Here is a 24747-nt window from a genome sequence, read left to right on the forward strand (position 1 = left end):
ATATAAAAAAACCAGCCACATGGCTGGTTTTTTATTCGCAAAAATCCGCAAATTAATCGCCGATTTTAGCCCATGTATCACGAAGACCAACAGTACGGTTGAATACCAGTTTCTCAGCAGAAGAATCTTTGCTGTCGGTACAGAAGTAACCTGTACGCTCAAACTGGAGTGCCTTCTCAGCTTCAGCAGAAACCAAAGATGGTTCAACAAAGCCGTTCATCACTGTCAGTGACTCAGGGTTAATCACGGATACAAAGTCATCCGCAGCCCCTGGGTTCGGAATCGTAAACAAGCGGTCATACAAACGAATTTCAGCAGGAAGACCTTGCGTTGCTGAAACCCAATGAATTACGCCTTTTACTTTACGGCCATCAGCCGGATTTTGACCCAACGTTTCGTTATCGTAAGTACAGAAGATAGTTGTAATGTTACCTTCTTCGTCTTTTTCGATACGCTCAGCTTTAATGACATAAGCACCACGTAAACGTACTTCTTTACCCAGAACCAAACGCTTATATTTCTTGTTTGCTTCTTCACGGAAATCTTCACGCTCGATGTAGACTTCACGAGTAAACGGTACAGTACGGCTGCCCATTTCTGGCTTGTTCGGATGATTAGCGACTTCAAGCATTTCCGCTTCACCATCAAAGTTTTCAATAACAACTTTGATCGGATCAAGAACAGCCATCGCACGTGGTGCGTTTTCGTTCAAATCATCACGGATGCATGACTCTAGAGAGCTCATTTCAATGGTGTTGTCTTGCTTAGTCACACCAATGCGCTTACAGAATTCACGAATAGACGCAGAGGTGAAACCACGACGACGCAGACCAGAAATCGTCGGCATACGTGGATCATCCCACCCTGATACCAAATTGTCAGTAACAAGCTGGTTAAGCTTACGTTTTGACATTACAGTATATTCAAGGTTTAAACGGCTGAACTCATACTGACGTGGCTGACAATCAATCGTAATATTGTCCAGTACCCAATCATACAGACGGCGGTTGTCCATAAATTCCAATGTACAGATAGAGTGTGTAATACCCTCTAGCGCATCAGAAATACAATGGGTGAAATCGTACATCGGGTAGATGCACCATTTGTCACCAGTCTGGTGGTGAGTCGCAAAACGTACACGGTAAATAACCGGATCACGCAAAACCATAAATGGTGATGCCATGTCGATTTTAGCGCGCAGGCTCATTTTGCCTTCTTCGATTTCGCCGTTCTTCATTTTGTCGAACAGCTCAAGGTTTTCTTCTACGCTGCGATCGCGATATGGGCTGTGCTTACCAGCTTCGGTAAGTGTGCCACGGTACTCACGCATTTGCTCTGGACTTAGCTCATCAACATACGCTAAGCCTTTATTAATTAATTCAATAGCAAACCCGTGTAGCTTATCGAAGTAGTTCGATGAATAACAAATCTCATCGCTCCACTCAAAGCCTAACCAGTTAACATCGTTCTTAATAGACTCAACGTATTCGATGTCTTCTTTCTCAGGGTTTGTATCATCAAAACGCAGATTACATTGACCCTGATAGTCCTGAGCAATACCGAAGTTCAAACAAATAGATTTCGCATGGCCGATATGCAGGTAGCCATTCGGCTCCGGCGGGAATCGGGTATGTACGCTTGTATGTTTGCCACTCGCTAAATCCGCATCAATAATTTGGCGGATAAAGTTTGTTGGACGAGCTTCAGATTCACTCATCAATTACACCTCGTGTGCTTACAGGATTTTTGAACCCCCTATGATCCATAATTATGGGGGCCGACTCAACAAATAGTATGCATTGTTTGTCGATATGTATAAAAAAAACCCGCAATAAGCGGGGAATTAAAATAGTGAGCCAAAATATAAGGCCCAATAACAACATTCCACATAGAAACCCATCATAGAAATAGAGTTTCTAAAGGTTAGATGGGCAGTATAGATGACATAAAAAAGGCTCCCTAACAATCTAGAGAGCCGATTAAATGGCCGTGCAGTTACTTAACGGTGGTCACTCGACTCGCTCGATCACCTGTTGCAGATACAGAACGGATCTCGACGTTTCCACTTACACTCGGTTTTTGTTCATCAAAATATGTTATCCAGTTTTCACCGCCATCAACGGAGTATTGAAGCTCAACACCAGGGAACTGAACATTCATTGCCAGCTTGCCACCCTCAATTTTCGCGCCTGGAACAGGTAAGCGGTAATCAATACCTGATTTCTCTAATTTAGCGAGTTCACGCTGACCGAGTACATTGGCAAATCGGTTCCAATCTTGAGTCAGCAACTCATCATTAACCAAGTTAGTCTGCTGCGAATATTCCACACCTGCCTTGTAGTCGTTTTCCCAATCCGCTCGGTGCCAAGCTCGCTCTGCCGCTGCTAATACGCGTGGGAACACCATGTATTCATATTGCTCGTCGGTGCGAACAGTTTCAGACCATAACTGAGCGGACAAACCATAGAATGGCTGTGCTTCGATTTCACCTTCAGCAGTAAAACCATTGCCATCGCGATCTAACGAGGTTTCCGCGTTTTGTGGCATATTTTCAGGTGCAAAGGTGAACATCTTACGCGTATCCGTTGCACGAGTTGCCCAGTAGTAACCACGCTCTTTGGCGTCCACTTCATAAGGGAAGTCCATGTACATATAATCTGGGTTAGAAACAATCACGTCATAACCGTTCGCTGCCCACTCATACACAGTGGCACTTCCACCCCAGTACAGAACATCCCAGAAGTTAACGCGGGTGTTTTCTGTCGCAAAAGCCTGCGCGCCTTCGCTGTACTTTAGGCCATCTTCCCATGCTTGGAAATTAGGGATCCCTTTCTCTGCAACAATCTTCGAGACTTCTTCTGCCATATAGCTTGGTAAGTGCGCGAAATCGCTAACGGTACCATCAGCAATTAATGCCTGACACTGCGGAGATTGAGCAAATGGTATGTCTTGAGCCGATAGATCTATCGTACCTTTCCAGTTTACTTTTTCTTCTGCATTGATATCTTGAAAACCAGCACCCAGTTTAATATTTTTCGCTTCATCGCCACCAAAGTGCCAAGTTGTTAATGGCACGCCCGCTTCTTGGTGCATTGCTGCTACTTCAGAAATGACCTTGTCAATAAAGTGAGTGGAAGAGTCAAGACATGGATTGATAAAGCTCTGCTTATCGTAGAACTGAACCGTTGTGACATTTGACGTATCTTCCGCATCCATCAAGCGATATTCGTTAGCTTCTGCTTCTTTACCTTCCGCCATAAGACGATCGTAGCGAGCTTCCATTGAAACTACCGCAGCACGGGCGTGTGCTGGCATATCGATTTCTGGGATCACTTCAATTTCACGTGCTTTCGCATATTTCAGGATCTCGACATAGTCCGTTTTGCTAAAGTAGCCAGAACCGAAGTTGTCTGTTGTTGGGCCAGAGCCTAACTGAGGCAATAGACAGCTCTTCTCTTCCAAGTCAAAACAGCGGTTTGAACCAATGTCAGTGAGCTCTGGCAGACCAGGGATTTCAAGACGCCAGCCTTCATCATCAGTCAGGTGAAGGTGCAGTTTGTTCATCTTGTACGCTGCCATTTGATCTAGCGTTGCAAGAATCGCCTCTTTAGAGTGGAAGTTACGGGCAACGTCAACCATTATGCCGCGGTATTCAAAACGAGGCACATCGTTAATAACGACCTCTGGTAGAGACTGAGCATTCTGGCTGTCGACCAAACCAAAAATCGATTGTACGGCGTAGAAAGCACCAGCATTATCGAAGGCTTTAATGGTAATGCCGCTTGGCTGAATACTTAACTCATAAGCACCAGACTTCGCAAAATCTCCTGTAAAATCAGCTGAAGTAATATCAATACTGACAGGCAGATCACCACGTACATCGACATTCACGATACCAGCTCGATCTTCGATAGCCGTGAATTGCGCCGCATCAAACACATCTTTGGGTAAGTTCAGACCACCAGCGATACTCACTGTTCCTTCGCCGATTTCAACTGACATTGGCGTTGGTAACAGTGTCGTTGTTACATCTTGTGTGTCAATGTCTGCGTTTTTTTCAAAACGAGTAATCGCAGTTGCCATTACATTATTGTCATCTGGCGTACGCTTTAAATTATTGCCTTCCAGCCCAGTTACAAATGATCCGATATCTTCTGTATTAAGAGATGCAATCATTTTCGGCTTTGCATTTGGTGCAGCAACAAACGCTCCTGGCATAAAGTCTGTTTCAAATAGCTGCCAGAATTCACTAATCAGTGGCAGTACCACTTCTTCACCTGCCGCAAAACCATCAAACTTGTCCGTTGGTTCTAGCTTATGTAGGTCACCTGTTACACGGGTGATCTTAAACTCGTCACTATCAATATCTAGAATCAAACGGATACTGTGGAAATAAATAGCCCAATCGCTAGATTCAATGGCTTCACCTTGGTTAACAAGCGTCATGTTCACTTTGTTACATGATGCAAACTCAGCGCCTAGTTCTTGACAGCCAAGGCCTTCGTTTGCCCCATGATTTGTTAATACCGCATATTGAATATCAAGGTTGTTTGCTAGTGAATTAACCACTTGTTGTTCCGAAGACGGTGTGATCGAACACCCTGCTAACCCGGCCAATACAGATACTGCAATTAAGTTTCTTTTTAACATCTCTACATACCCATCAAATCATATTATTAACTGAAACAAGAAAGGGCTCGTTTCTTAATACAGACAAATATATTGAGTTATTTATCAGCGTCAATTTAGTCGCTAGCAAAAGTGATCCACTTCAAATCTAAAAACCACAAAACAATAAAACATCATTTAAATCATAATGATACGAAAACGTCATTTTCGTTTAATTTTAAATTGACGTTTTTTTTGTGCTTGAGTGCACAAAAACATGGAGCCATTGTTCACTCCTCACTCTAATAATTATGCTGATTTTTATTTTGATGCTTTTTTTATAAATCAGACAAAAGTAATGTGAACAAGATCACATATAATAACGTCAAAGTAGCTCGGTAAATTGGTTTTGACGGAGTTCAAACCCGATGAAAAAGCGTTAGATTGGGTCATTTTATTGATTTTGGGCTCTTTATTTGCGAGTAAAAAAAGGAAATAGCGTTAATTACAACTGGCTCACCCATCAATATACCTCATACTTTTCAGTAGTTTAATCTCAACCATGACAACAAAAGTGCTCCTATAAAGCTTTGCTCACGCAGGTAAATATCAAACCGGAATTGCCTTCAGCAACATTGCCTTTGAAATGACAGCGTAAGCTTGAGGTCATCACCGGAAAAGTAATTGGCATTAAGGTGATGCACGACACGAACAGCCTATAAGGTGTTTAGCTTCAACCTCAGGAGTCACGCAGAAGAGTGTCACCAGACAACGTTATGGATGTTCCGCGTACGACAATAGCGGCACCGATAAAGAGTCGCGCGCGATATTGTAAGATGATGAGGTTGCTAGGTGAGTAACGTAACAAGAGGCTGAAAACGCAACTATATAATCGCTATTCAAAGGATTGTTAATGCAAGGCAAGGCAAGGCAAGGCAAAAGTATTTCAGAGGACGGTTGGATCTATTGCGACTAAAAAAAACGGCCTCCAAATGGAGGCCGATTATTCGAGTTAATTACTACAGGCGTAATTACTTCATCTTATGATGGTTACTTCGTAATTGAAGGCATTTTTTTCATTTCGCCAGCAACGATTTCAGCCAGTGGGCCAAGAATAACCTGTAGGTTGTTTGAACCTAGTTTAACCACACCCATAGCGCCAAGAGCTTTTAGTTGCTTCTCGTCAGCTAGGCTGCTGTCTTTTAGTGTCAAACGTAAACGAGTGATACATGCATCAATGTTCTCTAGGTTTTCGTGGCCACCAAGAGCTTTAACATATTGCTGAGCTAGCTCGCCAGTTTCTTTAGAACCTTGAACTGCACCTTCTTCTACATCATCGTCTTCACGGCCTGGTGTTTTCAGGTTGAACTTAACGATTACAGCACGGAAGATGAAGTAGTAAAGCGCGAAGAATACGAAGCCCTGAACGATTAGCATGTACCAGTTAACAGCTAGTGGGTTACGTGTAGATAGAACCATATCTACAAGACCTGCTGAGAAGCCGAAGCCTGCAATCCACTGCATTGATGCTGCGATGTATACAGAGATACCCGCTAGCACTGCGTGAACAACGTATAGGCCAGGTGCTAGGAACATGAATGCAAATTCTAGCGGCTCTGTAACACCGGTGAAGAATGATGCGAAACCAGCTGCAATCATGATTGAAGCAACTTTTTCTTTATTCTTCGCTTTAGCCGTGTGGTACATCGCAAGAGCAGCACCAGGTAGACCAAACATCATGATTGGGAAGAAACCAGCTTGGTACATACCTGTAACACCGACAGTTGCTGTACCTTCAGCGATTGATTTCGCGCCACCAAGGAAGTTAGGGATATCGTTAATACCTGCTACGTCAAACCAGAATACTGAGTTTAGAGCGTGGTGAAGACCAACAGGGATTAGTAGACGGTTAAAGAATGCGTAAAGACCAGCACCCACTTCACCCATACCTTGAATGCTTTCACCGAAGTTTACTAGACCACCGTATACAGCAGGCCAGATGTACATAAGGATGAAGGCAATCAGAATACCAGCAAAAGACGTTAGGATAGGTACTAGGCGCTTACCAGAGAAGAACGCCAATGCTTTGTGCAGTTCAACTGTTGAGAAACGGTTATAGATTTCAGCTGAAACAATACCCACAAGGATACCAACAAACTGGTTGCTGATTTTACCAAATGCAGCCGGTACTGCGCTTGGGTCTATACCTTGGATTTGTGCAACTGATCCAGGAGAAAGTAATGTTGTAACAACTAAGAAGCCAACGAAACCAGCAAGTGCTGCTGCACCATCTTTATCTTTCGACATACCGTAAGCAACACCGATTGCAAACAGTACAGACATGTTATCAATAATTGCGGCACCAGCTTTAATCAAAAAAGCTGCAAGTGCACTGTTTGCACCCCAACCATTTGGATCAATCCAGTAACCAATACCCATTAAAATTGCTGCGGCAGGCAGAGTGGCGACTGGCACCATCAATGCTTTACCTACTTTTTGAAAATATCCAAGAATGTTCACCCTTAGTTCCCCCTATGGTTGTCTTAGATGTAAAACTGATAACTTATTTTGGTTATCCGATTAAGTTACCTGCAGTTTAAGAAATTAATTTCGCCCCGCAAATTAAAACGTCATCATTTGTGATCTTTGTCACCTGTATAACCAATAATAAGGCGATTTTGCTAGCTCGATCATAAAACTTATTTTATTATCCAAAACAAAGGCGTGAACACGCTAAGATTTTATCGATATTTAAACTTGGAATGAGGTGTCACCGTGAGACTAATCCCACTGAATAAAGCGAAAGAAGTAGGTTTGTGGTCAGCACGCTATATTGCTGATCGTATTAACAAATTTGAGCCAACAGCGGAACGTCCTTTCGTGCTAGGCCTGCCAACAGGTGGCACCCCCCTCGCAACTTACAAACGCCTTATTGAGCTTTATGAGGCTGGAGAAGTAAGTTTCAAGCATGTCGTAACGTTTAACATGGATGAATATATCGGTATCCCATCGGATCACCCAGAATCATACCACAGCTTCATGTTCAACAATTTCTTCAAGCACGTTGATATCCAAGAAGAAAACATCAACTTACTTAACGGTAATACTGATGACCATGACGCTGAATGCCAGCGTTACGAAGATAAAATTAAGTCTTATGGCCGTATTAACCTGTTCATGGGTGGCGTTGGTAACGATGGCCATATCGCATTTAACGAGCCAGCATCTTCTCTAGCATCGCGCACTCGTATCAAAACGTTAACAGAAGATACTCGTATCGCTAATTCACGTTTCTTCGATGGTGACATGAACCAAGTACCAAAGTACGCACTAACAATTGGTGTGGGTACTCTATTAGATTCTGCTGAAATCATGGTTCTGGTTACAGGCCATAACAAAGCCCTTGCACTAGAGGCTGCTGTTGAAGGTTCAGTAAACCACCTATGGACAGTTTCAGCACTTCAACTTCACCCTAAATCATTGATTGTTTGTGATGAGCCTTCAACGCAAGAACTGAAAGTGAAGACTGTTAAGTACTTCAAAGAACTAGAAGCTAATAACATCAATAACCTGTAATAAAAGGATTTGTTCATGTACGCGCTAACCAATTGCCGCATTTATACCGGTAGCGATGTGCTGAATAACCACGCCGTCATTATTGACGGCGTGAACATTCACGCTGTCTGCCCAATTGCAGAATTACCCGCTGATATTGAAACCCGTGATCTTAATGGTGCAAATCTAACAGCAGGCTTTATCGATCTACAGCTAAATGGCTGTGGTGGTGTCATGCTTAATGATGAAATTAACGCAGATACCATCCATACCATGCACCGTGCCAACCTGAAATCAGGTTGTACAAGCTTCTTACCGACACTGATTACATCGTCTGACGAAGACATGAAAGCAGTCATTGCTGCCGAGCGTGAGTACCAAAGCCAATACCAGAATCATTCATTAGGTCTGCACCTTGAAGGTCCTTACCTTAATGTCATGAAAAAAGGTATTCACTCTGTTGACCATATCCGCCGCTCTGACGACGCGATGATCGATACAATCTGCGCTAATGCTGATGTTGTCACTAAAGTGACGCTCGCACCCGAGCTAAACTCGCACGAACATATCGAAAAACTGGTCGATGCCGGTGTTGTTGTATCGGCAGGACATACCAACGCAACTTATGTTGAAGCACGTAAAGGCTTTGCATCTGGTATTAGCTTTGCCACCCACCTGTTCAATGCCATGACCCCTATTGCTGGTCGCGAACCGGGAATGGTTGGTGCGATTTACGATACGCCAGACGTCTATACAGGCATTATTGCCGACGGTTTTCATGTCGATTATGCCAATATTCGCATGGCCCACCGCATGAAAGGCGAGAAGCTTGTTTTAGTTACCGATGCAACTGCACCTGCAGGAGCAGACATGGATCACTTTATTTTTGTCGGTAAGAAAGTATATTATCGTGATGGGAAGTGTGTTGATGAAAATGGCACACTCGGTGGTTCAGCACTAACAATGATTGAAGCAATTCAAAATAGTGTCGAACATGCAGGTATCGCCTTGGACGAAGCGATTAGAATGGCCACTCTGTATCCTGCTCGCGCGATTAGCGTTGACAAGAAGTTGGGTGCCATCAAAAAAGGTATGGTTGCAAACCTTGCTATTTTTGATCGTGATTATAATGTTCGGGCGACTGTAGTTAACGGTGAATACGAGCAGAACTAACTATGACAGGCGGACAAATTGGTAATGTAGATCTGGTAAAACAGCTGAATAGTGCAGCTGTTTACAGACTAATTGACTTGCAAGGCCCTATTTCACGCATTCAGGTGGCTGACGTTAGTCAACTCGCGCCTGCAAGTGTTACTAAAATCACCCGCCAATTGCTTGAGCGCGGCCTGATCAAAGAGGTCGCGCAGCAGGCTTCTACTGGAGGTCGGCGTGCGATATCGCTGACGACAGAATCAGCCCCTTTTCATTCAATTGCAATACGCCTAGGGCGTAATTATATTGAATTAACCCTCTACGATTTAAGCGGTAAACACGTAGCGGGCTCGGCACATCCATTCCATTATGGTAACCAGCAAGAGTTGACCGACGGCTTATTTGAGCATATTCGTCAATTCATGGCTGATAATCAAAATACCATGCGTGAACTTGTCGCATTTGGTATCACGCTTCCGGGATTAATTGACCCAGAGAGCGGTGTTGTTGAGTATATGCCGCATATCGATGTCGAAAACCTTCCACTCGCCGATATCATTAGTGAAAAGTATGGTGTTGCTTGTTTTGTCGGTAATGATATCCGTGGCTTAGCCTTGGCAGAGCATTACTTTGGCTCAAGCAAAGATTGTAAAGACTCCATTTTAGTCAGTGTCCATCACGGTACTGGCGCTGGAATTATTGTAAATGGCCAAGTCTTCCTGGGCTTTAACCGTAATGTGGGCGAAATTGGCCATATTCAAATAGATCCTCTTGGGGACAAGTGCCAATGTGGTAATTTTGGCTGCCTTGAAACCGTTGCAGCCGATCCTGCGATTGTTAAGCATGTCCAGAACCTACTCGATCAAGGCTACCCAAGTACTCTACGCGAGCTAGAAGACGTTACAATGCCAGCAATTTGTGAAGCTGCGAATAAAGGTGATGAGCTGGCAACCCAAGCGTTGATTAAAGTGGGAAACCAGTTAGGTAAAGCGCTCGCAATGACCATAAACCTGTTTAACCCACAAAAAATCGTGGTTGCAGGTAATATTACTCAAGCGAAAGATGTCATTTTCCCGGCAATCCGTCGCTGTGTCGAAACACAATCGCTGTCGACGTTTAATAAAGATCTACCGATCGTAACGTCTGAACTTTACACTCAACCGACGATTGGTGCTTTCTCGATGATCAAGCGTGCAATGCTCAACGGTGTACTGCTGCAACGTTTGCTGGAAGACTAAAATACCGATTACCTTAGCCAGTGTTACGTGGCTAATTTGTAACAATACCAAAGGGCGTGTTCCAGACAGGAATACGCCCTTTGTGTTATATTTCACAAATAATTATTACTATTACTTCCAAATTCAGCCCCCTTAGTGCCATAGGCCATGCTCAAAACGCCCTAGCACTTTAAACAGGGACAAGTAAAAAGGATTGTCAGTCTAACCATGGAACTCATCTTTATTATTGCCGCCTTTCTCGCAGGCTACATTGCGTTGAGGTGCAAACTCCCCCCGCTTGTTGGCTTTCTTGTTGCCGGCTTTGCACTGAATACTGCGGGTTATGAATCCACAAATATACTCAGTAGTCTTGCCGATCTCGGCGTAACGTTATTACTCTTTACCATCGGCCTTAAGCTCGATGTTAAAACACTGCTTTCCAAAGAAATTTGGGGCGGGGCAACGCTGCACAACATACTCACCACTGGCCTTTTCACCCTTTGCTTATTAGTTCTAAAGCAATTAGGGATCGGTATGATGGCAGAGTTGGATATCATGCAACTTGCACTCATGGGGTTTGCGCTCTCATTTTCCAGTACTGTTTTTGCCATCAAAGCATTACAAGAAAAAGGTGAGCTCAATGCGACCTATGGTACGTTGGCTATCGGTATCTTGGTTATGCAAGATATCTTTGCGGTTCTCTTCCTAACCGTTTCAACCGGGAAAGTACCTGAAATTACCGCACTTGCGTTATTTGCCCTACCGCTGTTACGCCCTTCATTGTTTAAGATTTTAGACCGAGCAGGCCATGGTGAGATGCTGGTCTTGTACGGGGTATTTCTTGCCCTTGTTGCAGGCGCAGGACTTTTTGAAGCCGTTGGTCTAAAAGCCGACCTTGGCGCATTGATAATGGGTATGATGCTTGCCGCTCACCCTAAATCATCAGAACTCTCGAAGTCGTTATTCAATTTCAAAGAATTGCTACTCGTCTGTTTCTTCCTCAATATAGGACTGTCAGAAGAACCCACCATAGATGGTTTTCTGATGGCGCTGCTACTACTCGTGCTCTTGCCTATCAAAGGCATTCTGTACTACGTCATATTCAACCTGTTTAAATATCGCGTACGTACTTCGCTACTTGGCACCCTCACCCTATTTAACTACAGTGAGTTCGGCCTAATTGTCGGTGGACTTGCTTACAGCATGGACATGTTACCAGGAAGCTTTTTGGTTGCTATTGCCATTGCAGTATCACTCTCTTTCTTGATTGCTGCCCCACTCAACAGCATGGGGCACAAACTCTATAAAGATGCCTCTAAATGGCTGAAAGAATTTGAACCGGAGCAACTGAACGCAAGTGATCAGCTTATTGATCTTGGCGACAAACAAATCATGATCCTGGGTATGGGCCGAATTGGTAGTGGTGCCTATGATGAACTTGTTAGCCGCTACGGTGAACAGGTTATTGGGGTTGAAGCCAGAGAGGATTCGGTCGAATATCACCAAGAGCAAGGCCGAAATGTCATCCATGGCGATGCCACTGACTCCGATTTTTGGGCGAGGGTAATATCCAAGCGTAATACAAAGCTTATTTTGCTCGCTATGCCGCACAGCCATGCGAACACCTTTGCGTTAGAGCAAATAAAAGAACGTAACTATCAAGGTCAAATCGCCGCCATCGCTAAATACAGTGACGACGAAGAGCAGTTACAAGCACTTGGCATTGATGCCGCGTTCAATATTTACAACGAAGCTGGTAGCGGTTTTGCTCGTCATGTTTGTGACCATTTATCGCCTCAAATAGACCAGAAATAAATATCGCCCCTTTCCTTACTAATGGCAGCTTCGGCTGCCATTTTTTTTCGAGCTCAAAATATCATCGCGCATTAGAAAATATTCACTTAAAGTGAGTTAAATTAAATAATATTCAGCACATGGCCTTTTTGTGTATTGATCTGAAATTAGTTGTTGCTTTTAATTGTTGAATACGCAATTTTAACATTAACGAAGGGATAACAGTTTCATAGCTTGAGTTACGTAACATTCAACATCATAGCTAAAACTGGCTCCCAAGATTTATGGATAGCAACAATGTTTTAATTTGGGGTAAGAAGTATGTGTTCAGTATTCGGTATCTTAGACATTAAAGGTGATGCATCAGCATTACGTCAAACCGCATTAGAAATGTCTAAAAAAATGCGCCATCGTGGACCAGACTGGTCAGGAATTTACTCATCGGACAAAGCCATTTTAGTTCATGAGCGTCTGGCTATTGTCGATTTAAACAGCGGTGAGCAACCACTGTATAACCAAGACAAAACACATGCCCTTGCCGTCAATGGTGAAATTTACAACCATAAAGAATTACGTGCAGAACTTGCCGCAGACTACCCATTCCAAACAGAGTCTGACTGTGAAATCATCTTGGCACTTTATAAAGAAAAAGGCCCAGAGCTACTCGATTACCTAAACGGTATTTTTGGCTTCATTCTTTATGATGAGCAAGAAGATGCTTACCTGATCGGTCGTGACCACATCGGTATTATCCCGCTTTATCACGGCTATGATGAGCATGGTAACTACTATGTGGCTTCTGAAATGAAGTCATTGGTACCCGTTTGTAAGAGCATTAGCGAATTCCCTCCTGGCCACTACCTATGGAGTAAGAAAGGTGAGCCAGTTCGCTATTACAAGCGTGATTGGATGGAGTTTGATGCCGTTGCTGATGCAAAAACAGATAAAGTGGCACTAACTGATGCATTGGAAAGTGCTGTTAAGCGTCAACTAATGACTGACGTTCCTTATGGCGTATTACTGTCTGGTGGTTTAGATTCTTCGGTAATCTCAGCCATTACTAAAAAGTTTGCCGCAAAGCGAATTGAAGATGATGAACAGTCTCAAGCTTGGTGGCCAACGCTTCACTCTTTTGCTGTTGGCCTTGAAGGTGCGCCTGATCTAAAAGCCGCGAAGATTGTTGCAGACAGCATTGGCACCGTTCACCATGAGCTTACTTATACGGTTCAGGAAGGCTTAGATGCAATTCGCGATGTGATCTATCACATTGAAACCTATGATGTGACAACTATTCGAGCATCAACGCCAATGTACCTAATGTCGCGTAAAATCCGCGCCATGGGCATCAAAATGGTATTGTCAGGTGAAGGGGCAGATGAAGTCTTTGGTGGCTACCTGTACTTCCATAAGGCACCTAATGCAAAAGAATTCCACGAAGAAACCGTACGCAAGCTGCTTGCCCTTAACATGTTTGATTGTGCGAGAGCGAACAAATCTATGGCTGCTTGGGGTATTGAAGCCCGAGTACCATTCCTAGATAAAGATTTCCTAGAAGTCGCAATGCGCATTAACCCAGAAGATAAAATGTGCGGCAACGGGAAAATGGAAAAACACATTCTTCGTGAGTGTTTTGAGCATTACCTACCAGAATCTGTTGCTTGGCGTCAAAAAGAGCAGTTCTCAGATGGTGTTGGTTATAGCTGGATTGACTCACTTCGCGACGTTGCAGAAGAGAAAGTCTCTGATCAACAACTAGAAACGGCTAAATTCCGCTTCCCATACAATACGCCAACAACCAAAGAAGCGTACGTTTACCGTGAGATTTTTGAAGAGCTATTCCCACTAGAAGATGCGGCTAAATGTGTCCCTGGTGGCCCATCAATTGCCTGCTCAAGTGCAAAAGCAATCGAGTGGGATGAAAGCTTCAAGAACAGTGCAGATCCATCAGGCCGAGCGGTTGCAGCAATTCACAATGAAGCATACAAGAAATAGTTTTTCTTATAGATAACAAAAAACCGCCAAATGGCGGTTTTTTTATAAGCAAAACTTAAAACAATTAACGTTCCCAGTATGCTTCTTCCAAGCTATCTTCACGCTCTGGTAAACCGCGAGATAAACGAGGCGAGTGCTGAGCCAATACTTCATAACTTACACGGTTTGAGTATAGGCACACCTGTGAGAACGAAGAGTACGTTAAGAAGCTAAACTGATGCTTACTCGACTTAGGTACATTTTCTTTATGGTAACGGTTAGCTGACATGTCATGCAGTAATGCCGATAGCGCACCATCACCCGCACCATTGGTATTTTTAATGCGCTCAGGACCACCCATATAAGGGGCAATATGAGAGTACACTTTGATCGGATTAGTACAATCGTCTTTTAGCATCGGGCGGCTGAATTCATAACGGTTGAACTCAGGAATTTCACCGGGTAGTAGCGGTAAGCTTGTTTCTCGCTTCGCTTCATCTTCAGTGTAACCCGCAGTATACAAACCAACAGGGCCTGCAGTACAAAGAATAAGATCAACCCACTCAAGCGTCTTCTCAGAAGCCATTAAAGGATCAGACTCACCCGTTAACGCTTCTGCTTCATCTTCGTTCATCGCCACAACAGTGACATGTTCACGTAAGAAGTCACGCCACCACTGCGGATCATCTTGGATCACAAATTTTGTACCAAGCGTCAATACAACTGGCACATCATGCTTTTTCGCATACTCAATCGCACGCATTGTTGCTTCAGGCATTGGATCGCCCTCTTTACAACGAACCAAATACGCCGTAAGTACCAATGCAGAAGCATTTTCAAAGACTGACTCAGGAATGCTATCAGGGTGAAGCTGATTCATCTTGCCTTCGTTGATTGCAAAAGTACGTTCGCCGTCTTTTGAAATCAAAGCAAAACAACGCCCTATAGGCCCATCAACTGGCTGTAAATAGTTCATGTCCATGCGGCTAGATGTATTACACAGATAGCGATAAGCGTAGCTGCCGATCTCGATATCTTTACTCATTACACCTAGCAATACTGATTTATCATCAGCCAGTACCGAATAGTTGTGTAATGTATTACCAATTGTGCCACCAGCAAACTCATGGCTGATCAAATTTTTATCTTTCAGCTCTTTATACAAGGCTTCAGCCTGTTCGTCAGTAATAACCAACGAGTGGCCCTTGCTCAGCTCATAGCGTTCCAGGAATTCATCTTCAACACACGCTTCGATATCAACCAGAGTCTGATCAATACCCACAGCATGTGTGCGTGTTAGTCGTTTTTCTTGTTTCGCTTGACTAAGAAGGGGATCCCGCGCATGTACAGGAAAGTAATGCTTAGATTTACGTTGGCCTGGAAATTTCATGTCAATGAGCTGTCTGTTGAGAAATTTTTGCGAATTCTATCACAGAATATAGAACATAAAAGAAAAAGCTCTCATAGAAAATGAGAGCTTTTATGCCATAAAGGCAAGTTCTGACTACACGTGTCTACTTAATTAAACACTTAGGTTATTTCTTTTCCGCCATGACTTAATCGTAACCTATGCCCAGCCTTGGCTATGCTGTTGCACAAGGTTCGCCATTAACTTGATATGTGCAGGATTGTCATTCAAACATGGGATAAGGTTAAATTCTTTTCCCCCCGCTTTGATAAACGTCTCTTTACACCCTTCAGCAATCTCTTCCAGTGTTTCTAAGCAATCAACGGAAAAAGCTGGGCACATCACATCCAAACGCTGGACCCCTTTTTTGGCCAGTGCTTCAATGGTGCCTTCAGTATAAGGTGTCAGCCACTCTTCTCGTCCAAAAATAGACTGGTAGCTCATGCTCATTTTTTCACGCGGCATATCCAGTGCCATCGCCAGTTGAGCGGTTGTGCCATTACAATGCTCAGGATACGGATCACCATTATCAGCAAAACGCTTAGGAATGCCATGATAAGAACATAATAGGTAATCTGGCTGGCCGTGTTCCTGCCAGAATGAGGTCGCCGAATCTGCCAGCGCAGAGATATAATCCGGATGTTCGTAATAATCGTTCACGAATCGAAGTTCAGGAATTTCAGCTTGGTTTTTGAGTACCTTAGCAACTTTATCAAACACCGCAGCAGTGGTAGTACGCGAATACTGCGGATAAAGCGGCAAGACCAAGACACGCTGACAACCTTGTTGCTTCAACGATTCTAGGCCAGAACTAATACTCGGGCTGCCATAGGTCATCCCAAGCTCAACGGGGACATTCAGCAATTGTGCTAATGATTGCTGCTGCCGCTGTGAGTAAACCAATAGCGGTGAGCCATCGTCCATCCAGACCGATTGATACAACTTCGCCACCTTCGGTGCACGGATCGGCAAAATCACCCCATGAAGGATTGGACACCATAACCAGCGGGTCATATCAACCACACGCTTGTCATGCAAAAATTCAGATAAAAACCGCTTCACGCCTTGAGGCGTTGGCTCTTCAGGGGTGCCTAGGTTAACCAGCAACACGCCATATTTTTTGTTGTTCTTGTCTGCCGTTAATTCGCTCATGCTGTCCTTCATGATTTAGTCGTTCAGGTTGACGGTAACAGTTTTCGTTTCAGCAAGTTATACCACAATAATCCACATTACGATCACTGCCATTATTTTACACATAAAAAAACGGGCTGGCACAAGGCCAGCCCGTTTTAAAAAAGCAAAATAGATTAAGAAAGTGCTTTTTCTAGTTCTGCGCTTACAGCAGCAACAGGCTGAGTACCGTCAAATTTCAGGTACTTAGTGTTACCTGCTTCCGCTTCTTTGCTGTAGTAAGCAATTAGCGGTGCAGTTTGGTTGTGGTAAACACCTAGACGAGCACGAACAGTCTCTTCTTTGTCGTCTTCACGAATAACAAGGTCTTCACCAGTAACGTCATCTTTACCTTCAACCTTTGGTGGGTTGTAGATGTTATGGTAAGTACGACCTGATGCTAGGTGAGCACGACGGCCCGCCATACGCTCAACAATAACACTGTCAGCTACGTCAAATTCAATAACGTAATCAACTTCAACACCGATTTCTTTCAGACCATCAGCCTGAGGAATCGTGCGAGGGAAACCATCTAGTAGGAAGCCTTTTGCACAATCGTCTTCAGCAATACGCTCTTTAACCAAGCCTAGGATGATGTCGTCAGACACTAGTTGACCAGCATCAATGACGGATTTCGCTTGTTTACCTAGCTCTGTACCTGCCTTGATTGCTGCACGTAGCATGTCACCAGTAGAAATTTGAGGAATACCAAATTTTTCCATGATGAATTGTGCCTGAGTACCTTTACCAGCACCTGGAGCGCCCAGAAGAATGATGCGCATCTTGATCCCCTTTAAATTTTGGAGTTTTCAAAAAAAAGAAAAAATACACTGATTAGCACAGACTCGCAAGCCCAGTACAGGCCACAAGCCGTGATTACATGCTGTATCAGAATACAATTAGACATAGACAAAGCGCGATTAGACCTTAGTCATATCGCGCTATGCCTAAAAAATTAAGCCAATAATTTGTTTACTGCGGCTAGGAACTGAGAAGGATCATCCATCGAACCCTTCTCTGCCAGCATTGCTTGACCTAGCAACATTTCAACCCAACGGCCAAACGCTTCTTCGTCAGCTTCATCTGCCATCTTATTGACTAGCGGGTGTTGTGGGTTCAGCTCAAAGATGTAATTAACTTCAGGCGCATCGTGACCAGCAGCCGCAAGCAGCTTAGCCATTTGCGTGCCCATCTCATGCTCATCAGTAACCACTACCGCTGGTGTACCTTGTAGCTTAAACGTAGGGCGAACATCTTTAACACGATCGCCCAAGTACGTTTTAGTACGTTCAACCACAGACTGGAACGCTTCTTCTGTTTCTTTCTGCTTCTCTTTATCCGCTTCGTCTTCAAACTTTGATAGGTCAAGATCGGCTTTAGTAATCGCTTGGAATTGCTTGCCGTCAAAGTCAGCTAGGTGACCCATCAACCACTCGTCAATGCGGTCGTGCATTAGGATAACTTCCAGACCTTTAGTGCGGAACTGCTCTAGGTGAGGGCTGTTCTTCGCCGCCGTGAAAGTATCAGCAGTAATAAAGAAGATTTTATCTTGCTCTTCTTTCATGCGTGAAACGTAATCAGACAGCGATACCGTTTGTTCAACTGTTTCTGCATGCGTTGAGCTAAAGCGTAATAGCTTCGCGACTTTCTCGCGGTTAGCCATGTCTTCAGCCGGGCCTTCTTTTAGTACCTGACCAAATTCATTCCACAGGCTCTGATATTTTTCGGCATCATTGTTTGCCAAGCGCTCCATCATCGTCAGTGCACGTTTAGTACATGCCTTACGTAATGACTGAGTCACTTTGTTATCCTGCAGGATTTCACGCGACACGTTTAGCGGTAAATCATTCGAATCAATCAAGCCACGCATAAAGCGCAAGTACGAAGGCATAAATTGCTGCGCATCATCCATAATAAACACACGCTGTACGTATAGCTTCAAGCCATGCTTACTATCACGGTTGTTCATATCCCAAGGTGCTTTTGACGGGATATAAAGCAAGCTAGTGTAATCTTGCTTACCTTCAACACGGTTATGGCTCCATGTCAGCGGCTCAGCAAAATCGTGCGATACATGATTGTAGAATTCTTTGTATTCTTCTTCGCTAATATCAGATTTATTGCGGGTCCATAACGCTTGCGCCTTATTGATTTGCTCCCACTTGCGACCAGTTTCATTACCTTCGTCATCACGCTCAACCGTTTGGATATGAACGGGAATACCAATGTGATCAGAATATTTTCCGATAATGTCACGCAGGCGGTGCTCGCTTAAGAACTCTTTTTCATCTTCACGTAAATGAAGAACGATATCTGTACCACGGCTTGCTTTCTCGATATCTTCGACGCTGTAGTCACCTTCACCACCAGACTGCCAAGATACGGCTTGATCAGCCGCAGCACCTGCTGCTCGTGTATTAACCGTAACCGAATCAGCCACAATAAATGCAGAGTAGAAACCCACACCGAATTGGCCAATTAGCTGAGAGTCTTTTGACTCATCGTCATTTAGTTTGGCAAAAAAATCTTTCGTGCCCGATTTTGCAATTGTGCCTAAGTGCTCAATCACGTCATCACGGCTCATACCAATACCATTATCACTAATCGTTAGTGTGCCAGCTTGCTCATTGAACGACAGCTTAACCCCTAACGTTGCATCATCTTCGAATAAATCAGGTTGAGACAACGCACGAAAGCGCAATTTATCTGCAGCATCCGACGCATTTGAAATTAACTCTCGTAAGAAAATCTCTTTATTTGAATACAGAGAGTGAATCATCAGGTGCAGAAGTTGCTTTACTTCAGACTGAAAACCACGTGTTTCCTTGTTTTTATGGATAGTTTGATCGCTCATCTCAACTCCAAAGCTCATACATTTGTAACTAATTAAGGACTGCCTTTTTAGGCAGAAAGTAGTTCAAGTAAAAAAGTTCATCTTTACCATGAAGATTTATCTAAATAGATATGGTCAAAGTTACCGTTTTCAACCTAAAATACCCGCTTTTATATTCTTTATGTTTTTTCAGTGCCTTTTTTTATGTTTTTTATGTTCAGAGATGATTAAGGGGCGACATGCTATATATGCTTGTAGGTTGTACCGTTGGTGCTAAAAATGAATAAAATTGAAAATAAATTCCTAATTGGGCAACGTTTTTTGTTTGACCCATATGATAACAGCTTGCTCGATCAGCAAGAAAACGATGAACTCACTCGACTTGGTAGTAATGAAAGCCGAGCGTTGAGCCTGCTGATTGAAGATCCTGGGGCGATTATTACCCGTAATCGCCTTCATGATTATGTCTGGCGTGAACAAGGTTTTGAAGTTGATGACTCAAGCCTAACGCAAGCTATTTCGACTCTTCGCAAGGCCCTGAAAGACTCGACAAAATCACCTGAATTTATTAAAACCGTGCCTAAGCGTGGCTACCAAATGATCGCGAATGTCGACTCGTTATCTGACCAAGTGAATGTCAGTGACGCCGAGTTACATGAAGCTCAAGATATCGACGCCGATACTCACACCGTCACAGAGAGTGAGTTAGACGAACAAGAACAGCCAAAAACGCCAGTAAGTCGTACCCAGCCGGCACAAAGTAAAAAAACTAAAAAATTATCATGGCCATTGATTAATGGCTTGGCTGTACTCTTCGCCCTCTTGCTGCCTATTTTAGTTAACATTAGTGTGCCGCCTAAATCAGAAGCCTTTGAACAATTAAAAACGGTCGAGGGCGTAAGGGTACTCGTACCTAAAAATCACCCAAATGTCTCACAATGGCACGCGATGATCACACAATGTGTTGAGTCTTACTTAAAGCACCATGAAGGTGACAAGCACCCTGTGGAAGTCATTGCGACAGGGGGGCAAAGTAACCAGATTTGGCTTAACTATATACATAGCAGTGATACACCTAGCGAAAACGTGACACTTCGTTTGCTTACAAGCCAAAAGGACAGTACTAAGTTATGCCAGTAACGACTACGCACAACCCAGCGCTCGCGCAAATGAAAAAGTACTGGGCAATTATTTTATTAGCACTGTCTACGGTCTTTAGCGTCTGGCTTTATTACTCGAGTAATTACAAGCAAGAACAACTTCTAATGTCTCGTGAGTGGCAGTCAGTATCCGTCAGCCGTATTGAAACAGAAATCGATGAACTTGGTATGCTTCGTCGTGTCGAACAAAACAGCCATGTCGTTTATCTGCCTAATAAAACCTATTCACGCATTACGTTGGTAAAGCTATTTAGTGATAGTGAACAGCCACTAACGCTACACATCTCGGAATCCGGTGAGTGGAGTGTTAGCGGTGGCTACTTACTAACAGAGCCTAAAGAGTTTAAAGACATTACTTCAGGCCAAAACAATGACTTTAAAAATAGTCATTTAGAGATCGTAAAACAGCTTATTCGAATGGATGCCCAACAGAGCCGCCGTATCGATGTAATGAACGAAAAATCGATTTTATTGACTAGCTTGAGCTATGGTTCGAGTATTTTATACTCGCTCTAGTTCAGCCTGCTATACCAATCTGGATAGTTGCAAGTACGAAAAAGCCGACATGTGAAATTCACAATGTCGGCTTTTTAATAACTTATTGAGTACAATATCGGTCTATATCTATCAATATAGACGTTGTCGCCCTGCTAGTGAGTGAGACAAGGTTGTCCCGTCGACTAATTCAAGCTCTCCACCAACCGGTACGCCATGAGCAATACGTGTCGCTGGAATATCATATTCACTGCATAGCTCAGCAATATAGTGAGCTGTTGCTTCACCTTCTACCGTCGGGTTCGTTGCCAAAATCAATTCCGCAATGGATTCATTCTGCATTCGAAACTCAAGGCTATCTAAACCGATATCTGAAGGACCAATACCGTCTAATGGTGACAAATGCCCCATTAATACAAAGTATCGCCCTGAAAACTGACCAGTAGATTCAACCGCGACAATGTCAGCAGGACTTTCAACGACACAAATCTGGCCATTTTCCTGACGACGAGGATTAGCGCATATAGCACACACTTCTTCTTCAGTGAAGGTGCGGCAATCGCGACAATGACCGATATCTGTCATTGCACGACTCAGAGCATCTGCTAGCTGCAAACCACCCTGACGATTTCGCTGTAACAAATTGAAGGCCATACGCTGCGCCGACTTGGGGCCAACCCCAGGCAGGCAACGTAAGGCCTCCATTAATTGTTCCAGTAAGTGACTGGTACGCATTAATTAGAATGGCATTTTAAAGCCAGCAGGCAAGTTCATGCCGCCAGTTACACCAGCCATCTTTTCTTTTTGAGTTTCTTCAACACGACGTGCAGCATCGTTAAATGCCGCCGCAATGAGATCTTCAAGCATGTCTTTGTCGTCTTCCATTAGGCTGTCATCCAACTCAACGCGACGTACACTGTGGCTACCAGTAATGGTTACTTTCACAAGGCCAGCACCAGACTCGCCAGTGACTTCCATATTTGCGATCTCTTCTTGCATCTCTTGCATGCGCTCTTGCATTTGCTGCGCCTGCTTCATCATGTTAGCCATACCGCCTTTACCAAACATATTATCTCTCTCTATTGGTCTGGTTGATCTATAAGGGTCTTACGCTCTCTTCATCTAGAACAGCGGCAAACCGCTGACAAATAAAGTTCACGTTCGGATCAGACTGCAAGCTGTGCTTGGCCTGTTCCAATTTCTGCTGATAAATTGCTTCTCGCCACTCAAGCGGCGAATGCCCTTCATCACTCAATTCAATGTTTAATGATACAGGCTCTTCAAACAACACCGATAGCGCTTGCGCTAACTGTTCGCGAGCCTTTGGTGTATCAAGGTGCTTCTGCGCCGGTCGCAGCAATAATGTCGCTGCATTACCATCACGAGTAAATGCAGAATTAAGGGCAAGTTGCTGTACTAACCGACCTACATTAAGTTTAGTCACCCAATCCGACCAACTATCCTTATTTGCTGCTTCCTTGACAAGCAATTTTGCCATTTCAGGCGTTTTTTCATGCTCCAACGCCTGCTTTAAGGCCGTTGGTGCAACCTCTAGCACCGCTTCTTGGGTGTCTTCTACGTTTATCGTTGCTCGCCATTGATACTCATCGCTTTGCGCGGGTTCAAGTATCGGTGCCGTTGACACGCCCGGTACAGGCATCGCTTGAGCGGTAGATACCGCTTGGCCATTTTGCTTATTGGCGATGCGCTCTAGCACGCCTGATGTGCTTTTTTTCGCCCGTACCGGTTCACCCTTTTTTGAGGTGGTTGGTGCTTGTGGATCACGTTTCGCTTGGCTACGCAACTTATTGCGTGCAGCCATTAAGCCTGATGCTGCAGAAGTAGCAGGACGGGCTGCTGGCGCCGTTTGCTGCATCGGTTGTTGCTGCATCGGCGGTGGTTGTAGCGGCTCTTGCGGCGCTACATCATAAGCTTGAGCCGGATGTTGTGGCTCATAACCTTGGGGAGCAGCATCATACGATGGCGGCGGTGTCTGTTGAGGCTCAGCCGCTCTGCTAGGTTGGTACTGCCCATGCTGAGGCATATTTTGCGCCTGCGTACCTTGTGGTTGAGGCGTTAGGGGCTGGTTTAGCATCTGTTGCGGTGATGGCAAAGGAGCCTGAGCCGAAGCTTGACCACCATTCATTTGCGCTTTCAGTGCTTGCACCCGCTGCATGCCCTGACCTTGCGGTTGAGTTGCAGCCGTTTGCGAAACCACAGCCGCTGGCTGAGAGCTCGGGATAGCAATCGGTTGTGGCGTAACAGCCGAAACCGAAACCGGTCGAAAAGCCAGCATTCGTAGCAGAACCATCTCAAGCCCTGTACGGCCATCAGGTGCAAAAGACAGATCTTGTCGGCCTTGTAGTGCAATTTGATAGCATAGCTGCACTTCCTGTGGTGAAACAGATTTACTTAATATTTCGATTCGCTCAGCATCTGGTGCTGCGCTATCAAGCGAAGCCGGTAATGCTTGATGCATCGCGACACGGTGCAGTTGAGTTGCTAATTCACGTAATAGGCTATCCCATTCAACACCCACACCGGCAAGCTCTTCAAGACAAGCCATTGCAGGCTGCGCTTCACCTTTCGCAACAGCTTCTAGCAAATACAATGCTTGCTCGGTATTTAGCGTACCCAGCATTTCAGATACCGACTGGGCGACAACTTGACCATTACCAAGAGCAATGGCCTGATCGGTCAAACTCAATGCGTCTCGCATACTGCCTTCTGCAGCTCGTGCTAGTAAACCTAACGCACGCGGTTCGAATTCAACTTGCTCTTGTGTCAGTACATTTTCAAGCTGAGATTGAATTTGGGTATTATCGAGATGTTTAAGGTGGAACTGTAAACAGCGCGATAGGATCGTAACGGGTAGTTTTTGAGGATCAGTCGTCGCCAGAATAAATTTTACATATTCTGGTGGCTCTTCCAATGTCTTCAGCAAGGCGTTAAAACTGTGACGAGATAGCATGTGCACCTCATCAATCAGGTAAACCTTAAAGCGTCCACGTGCCGGCTTATACTGAACATTGTCCAGTAGCTCACGGGTATCTTCTACCTTGGTACGAGAAGCGGCATCAATCTCTAACAGATCAACAAAACGCCCTTCATCGATTTCACGGCATGTTTCACACTGCCCGCAAGGTGATGATGTCACGCCCTGCTCACAGTTCAAGCCCTTGGCAAAAATACGGGCGATGGTCGTTTTACCAACTCCGCGTGTTCCGCTAAACAAATAAGCGTGGTGAAGACGGTTATGGGCAAGTGCGTTAGCCAGTGCCGTTAAGACATGGGACTGACCGACCACATCATCAAATTGGTGTGGACGCCATTTGCGTGCCAGAACCTGATAACTCATGTTTACTAACCTTACAGAATCAAGAA

General features: G+C 44.3%; 17 protein-coding genes. 7 read left to right on the top strand and 10 right to left on the bottom strand.

Going from position 1 to position 24747, the window contains the following annotated elements:
- Positions 1–52: 52 nt before the first annotated feature.
- The 3 genes from glnS to nagE form a co-directional block, all read right to left on the bottom strand.
- Positions 53–1717 carry a glutamine--tRNA ligase gene (gene glnS, locus L4D09_RS02115; RefSeq protein WP_428455833.1) on the bottom strand — a complete coding sequence of 555 codons (1665 nt, stop codon included), beginning with the start codon at positions 1715–1717 and terminating at the stop codon, positions 53–55.
- Between the two features lie 278 nt (positions 1718–1995).
- Positions 1996–4650, bottom strand: a complete 2655-nt coding sequence (locus L4D09_RS02120; RefSeq protein ID WP_428455834.1) for a beta-N-acetylhexosaminidase — start codon at positions 4648–4650, stop codon at positions 1996–1998.
- Between the two features lie 1008 nt (positions 4651–5658).
- Positions 5659–7128, bottom strand: coding sequence for an N-acetylglucosamine-specific PTS transporter subunit IIBC (nagE, locus tag L4D09_RS02125; protein WP_428455835.1), 1470 nt, complete (start codon positions 7126–7128; stop codon positions 5659–5661).
- A gap of 255 nt (positions 7129–7383) precedes the next feature.
- Here nagE and nagB point away from each other — a divergent pair, with 255 nt between their 5' ends.
- From nagB to asnB, 5 genes are all read left to right on the top strand, one after another.
- A complete protein-coding gene (gene nagB, locus L4D09_RS02130; protein WP_428455836.1) occupies positions 7384–8184 on the top strand; it encodes a glucosamine-6-phosphate deaminase in 801 nt (266 codons plus the stop codon).
- 15 nt (positions 8185–8199) lie between these two features.
- Positions 8200–9336, top strand: coding sequence for an N-acetylglucosamine-6-phosphate deacetylase (gene nagA / locus L4D09_RS02135; RefSeq protein ID WP_428455837.1), 1137 nt, complete (start codon positions 8200–8202; stop codon positions 9334–9336).
- A gap of 2 nt (positions 9337–9338) precedes the next feature.
- Complete coding sequence (gene nagC / locus L4D09_RS02140; protein WP_428455838.1) at positions 9339–10553, top strand: DNA-binding transcriptional regulator NagC; 1215 nt, start codon at positions 9339–9341, stop codon at positions 10551–10553.
- A 207-nt stretch (positions 10554–10760) separates the two neighbouring features.
- Entirely contained in the window at positions 10761–12347 is a 1587-nt protein-coding gene (locus L4D09_RS02145) for a cation:proton antiporter domain-containing protein (RefSeq protein WP_428455839.1), read from the top strand.
- Between the two features lie 300 nt (positions 12348–12647).
- Positions 12648–14318, top strand: coding sequence for an asparagine synthase B (asnB, locus tag L4D09_RS02150; RefSeq protein ID WP_428455840.1), 1671 nt, complete (start codon positions 12648–12650; stop codon positions 14316–14318).
- Positions 14319–14382: 64 nt separating this feature from the next.
- Here asnB and L4D09_RS02155 read toward each other — a convergent pair whose 3' ends face one another.
- From L4D09_RS02155 to htpG, 4 genes are all read right to left on the bottom strand, one after another.
- Positions 14383–15687: an inosine/guanosine kinase gene (locus L4D09_RS02155; RefSeq protein WP_428455841.1), complete on the bottom strand. Its 1305-nt coding sequence runs from the start codon at positions 15685–15687 to the stop codon at positions 14383–14385.
- 177 nt (positions 15688–15864) lie between these two features.
- Positions 15865–16857 (bottom strand): ferrochelatase, encoded by a 993-nt coding sequence (gene hemH / locus L4D09_RS02160; RefSeq protein ID WP_428455842.1) that lies wholly within the window; start codon positions 16855–16857, stop codon positions 15865–15867.
- A gap of 155 nt (positions 16858–17012) precedes the next feature.
- Entirely contained in the window at positions 17013–17657 is a 645-nt protein-coding gene (gene adk / locus L4D09_RS02165; RefSeq protein ID WP_428455843.1) for an adenylate kinase, read from the bottom strand.
- A gap of 173 nt (positions 17658–17830) precedes the next feature.
- Positions 17831–19729: a molecular chaperone HtpG gene (gene htpG, locus L4D09_RS02170; protein WP_428455844.1), complete on the bottom strand. Its 1899-nt coding sequence runs from the start codon at positions 19727–19729 to the stop codon at positions 17831–17833.
- A gap of 258 nt (positions 19730–19987) precedes the next feature.
- Here htpG and L4D09_RS02175 point away from each other — a divergent pair, with 258 nt between their 5' ends.
- Together L4D09_RS02175 and L4D09_RS02180 are read left to right on the top strand one after the other, a co-directional pair.
- Positions 19988–20848, top strand: a complete 861-nt coding sequence (locus L4D09_RS02175; RefSeq protein WP_428455845.1) for a winged helix-turn-helix domain-containing protein — start codon at positions 19988–19990, stop codon at positions 20846–20848.
- Positions 20839–21384, top strand: coding sequence for a regulatory protein ToxS (locus L4D09_RS02180; RefSeq protein WP_428455846.1), 546 nt, complete (start codon positions 20839–20841; stop codon positions 21382–21384). Before L4D09_RS02175 ends, L4D09_RS02180 begins: the two co-directional genes overlap by 10 nt.
- Positions 21385–21495: 111 nt before the next feature.
- Here L4D09_RS02180 and recR read toward each other — a convergent pair whose 3' ends face one another.
- Genes recR through dnaX form a run of 3 tightly spaced genes read right to left on the bottom strand, consistent with a single transcriptional unit; the run spans position 21496 to position 24721 of the window.
- Positions 21496–22098 (bottom strand): recombination mediator RecR, encoded by a 603-nt coding sequence (gene recR, locus L4D09_RS02185; protein WP_428455847.1) that lies wholly within the window; start codon positions 22096–22098, stop codon positions 21496–21498.
- Between the two features lie 3 nt (positions 22099–22101).
- Positions 22102–22431 (bottom strand): YbaB/EbfC family nucleoid-associated protein, encoded by a 330-nt coding sequence (locus L4D09_RS02190; RefSeq protein WP_428455848.1) that lies wholly within the window; start codon positions 22429–22431, stop codon positions 22102–22104.
- Between the two features lie 28 nt (positions 22432–22459).
- Entirely contained in the window at positions 22460–24721 is a 2262-nt protein-coding gene (dnaX, locus tag L4D09_RS02195; RefSeq protein ID WP_428455849.1) for a DNA polymerase III subunit gamma/tau, read from the bottom strand.
- Positions 24722–24747 lie beyond the last annotated feature (26 nt).

It is taken from the genome of Photobacterium makurazakiensis, assembly GCF_050336715.1.
In the GTDB taxonomy this organism is placed as follows: Bacteria; Pseudomonadota; Gammaproteobacteria; order Enterobacterales; family Vibrionaceae; genus Photobacterium; species Photobacterium makurazakiensis.

What these genes read in the sequence shown, in the direction of transcription:
- glnS (WP_428455833.1), bottom strand. Translation starts at nt 1,717, where the DNA reads ATGAGTGAATCTGAAGCTCGTCCAACAAACTTTATCCGCCAAATTATT.
- L4D09_RS02120 (WP_428455834.1), bottom strand. Translation starts at nt 4,650, where the DNA reads ATGTTAAAAAGAAACTTAATTGCAGTATCTGTATTGGCCGGGTTAGCA.
- nagA (WP_428455837.1), top strand. Translation starts at nt 8,200, where the DNA reads ATGTACGCGCTAACCAATTGCCGCATTTATACCGGTAGCGATGTGCTG.
- nagC (WP_428455838.1), top strand. Translation starts at nt 9,339, where the DNA reads ATGACAGGCGGACAAATTGGTAATGTAGATCTGGTAAAACAGCTGAAT.
- L4D09_RS02145 (WP_428455839.1), top strand. Translation starts at nt 10,761, where the DNA reads ATGGAACTCATCTTTATTATTGCCGCCTTTCTCGCAGGCTACATTGCG.
- asnB (WP_428455840.1), top strand. Translation starts at nt 12,648, where the DNA reads ATGTGTTCAGTATTCGGTATCTTAGACATTAAAGGTGATGCATCAGCA.
- L4D09_RS02155 (WP_428455841.1), bottom strand. Translation starts at nt 15,687, where the DNA reads ATGAAATTTCCAGGCCAACGTAAATCTAAGCATTACTTTCCTGTACAT.
- hemH (WP_428455842.1), bottom strand. Translation starts at nt 16,857, where the DNA reads ATGAGCGAATTAACGGCAGACAAGAACAACAAAAAATATGGCGTGTTG.
- adk (WP_428455843.1), bottom strand. Translation starts at nt 17,657, where the DNA reads ATGCGCATCATTCTTCTGGGCGCTCCAGGTGCTGGTAAAGGTACTCAG.
- htpG (WP_428455844.1), bottom strand. Translation starts at nt 19,729, where the DNA reads ATGAGCGATCAAACTATCCATAAAAACAAGGAAACACGTGGTTTTCAG.
- L4D09_RS02175 (WP_428455845.1), top strand. Translation starts at nt 19,988, where the DNA reads ATGAATAAAATTGAAAATAAATTCCTAATTGGGCAACGTTTTTTGTTT.
- L4D09_RS02180 (WP_428455846.1), top strand. Translation starts at nt 20,839, where the DNA reads ATGCCAGTAACGACTACGCACAACCCAGCGCTCGCGCAAATGAAAAAG.
- recR (WP_428455847.1), bottom strand. Translation starts at nt 22,098, where the DNA reads ATGCGTACCAGTCACTTACTGGAACAATTAATGGAGGCCTTACGTTGC.
- L4D09_RS02190 (WP_428455848.1), bottom strand. Translation starts at nt 22,431, where the DNA reads ATGTTTGGTAAAGGCGGTATGGCTAACATGATGAAGCAGGCGCAGCAA.
- dnaX (WP_428455849.1), bottom strand. Translation starts at nt 24,721, where the DNA reads ATGAGTTATCAGGTTCTGGCACGCAAATGGCGTCCACACCAATTTGAT.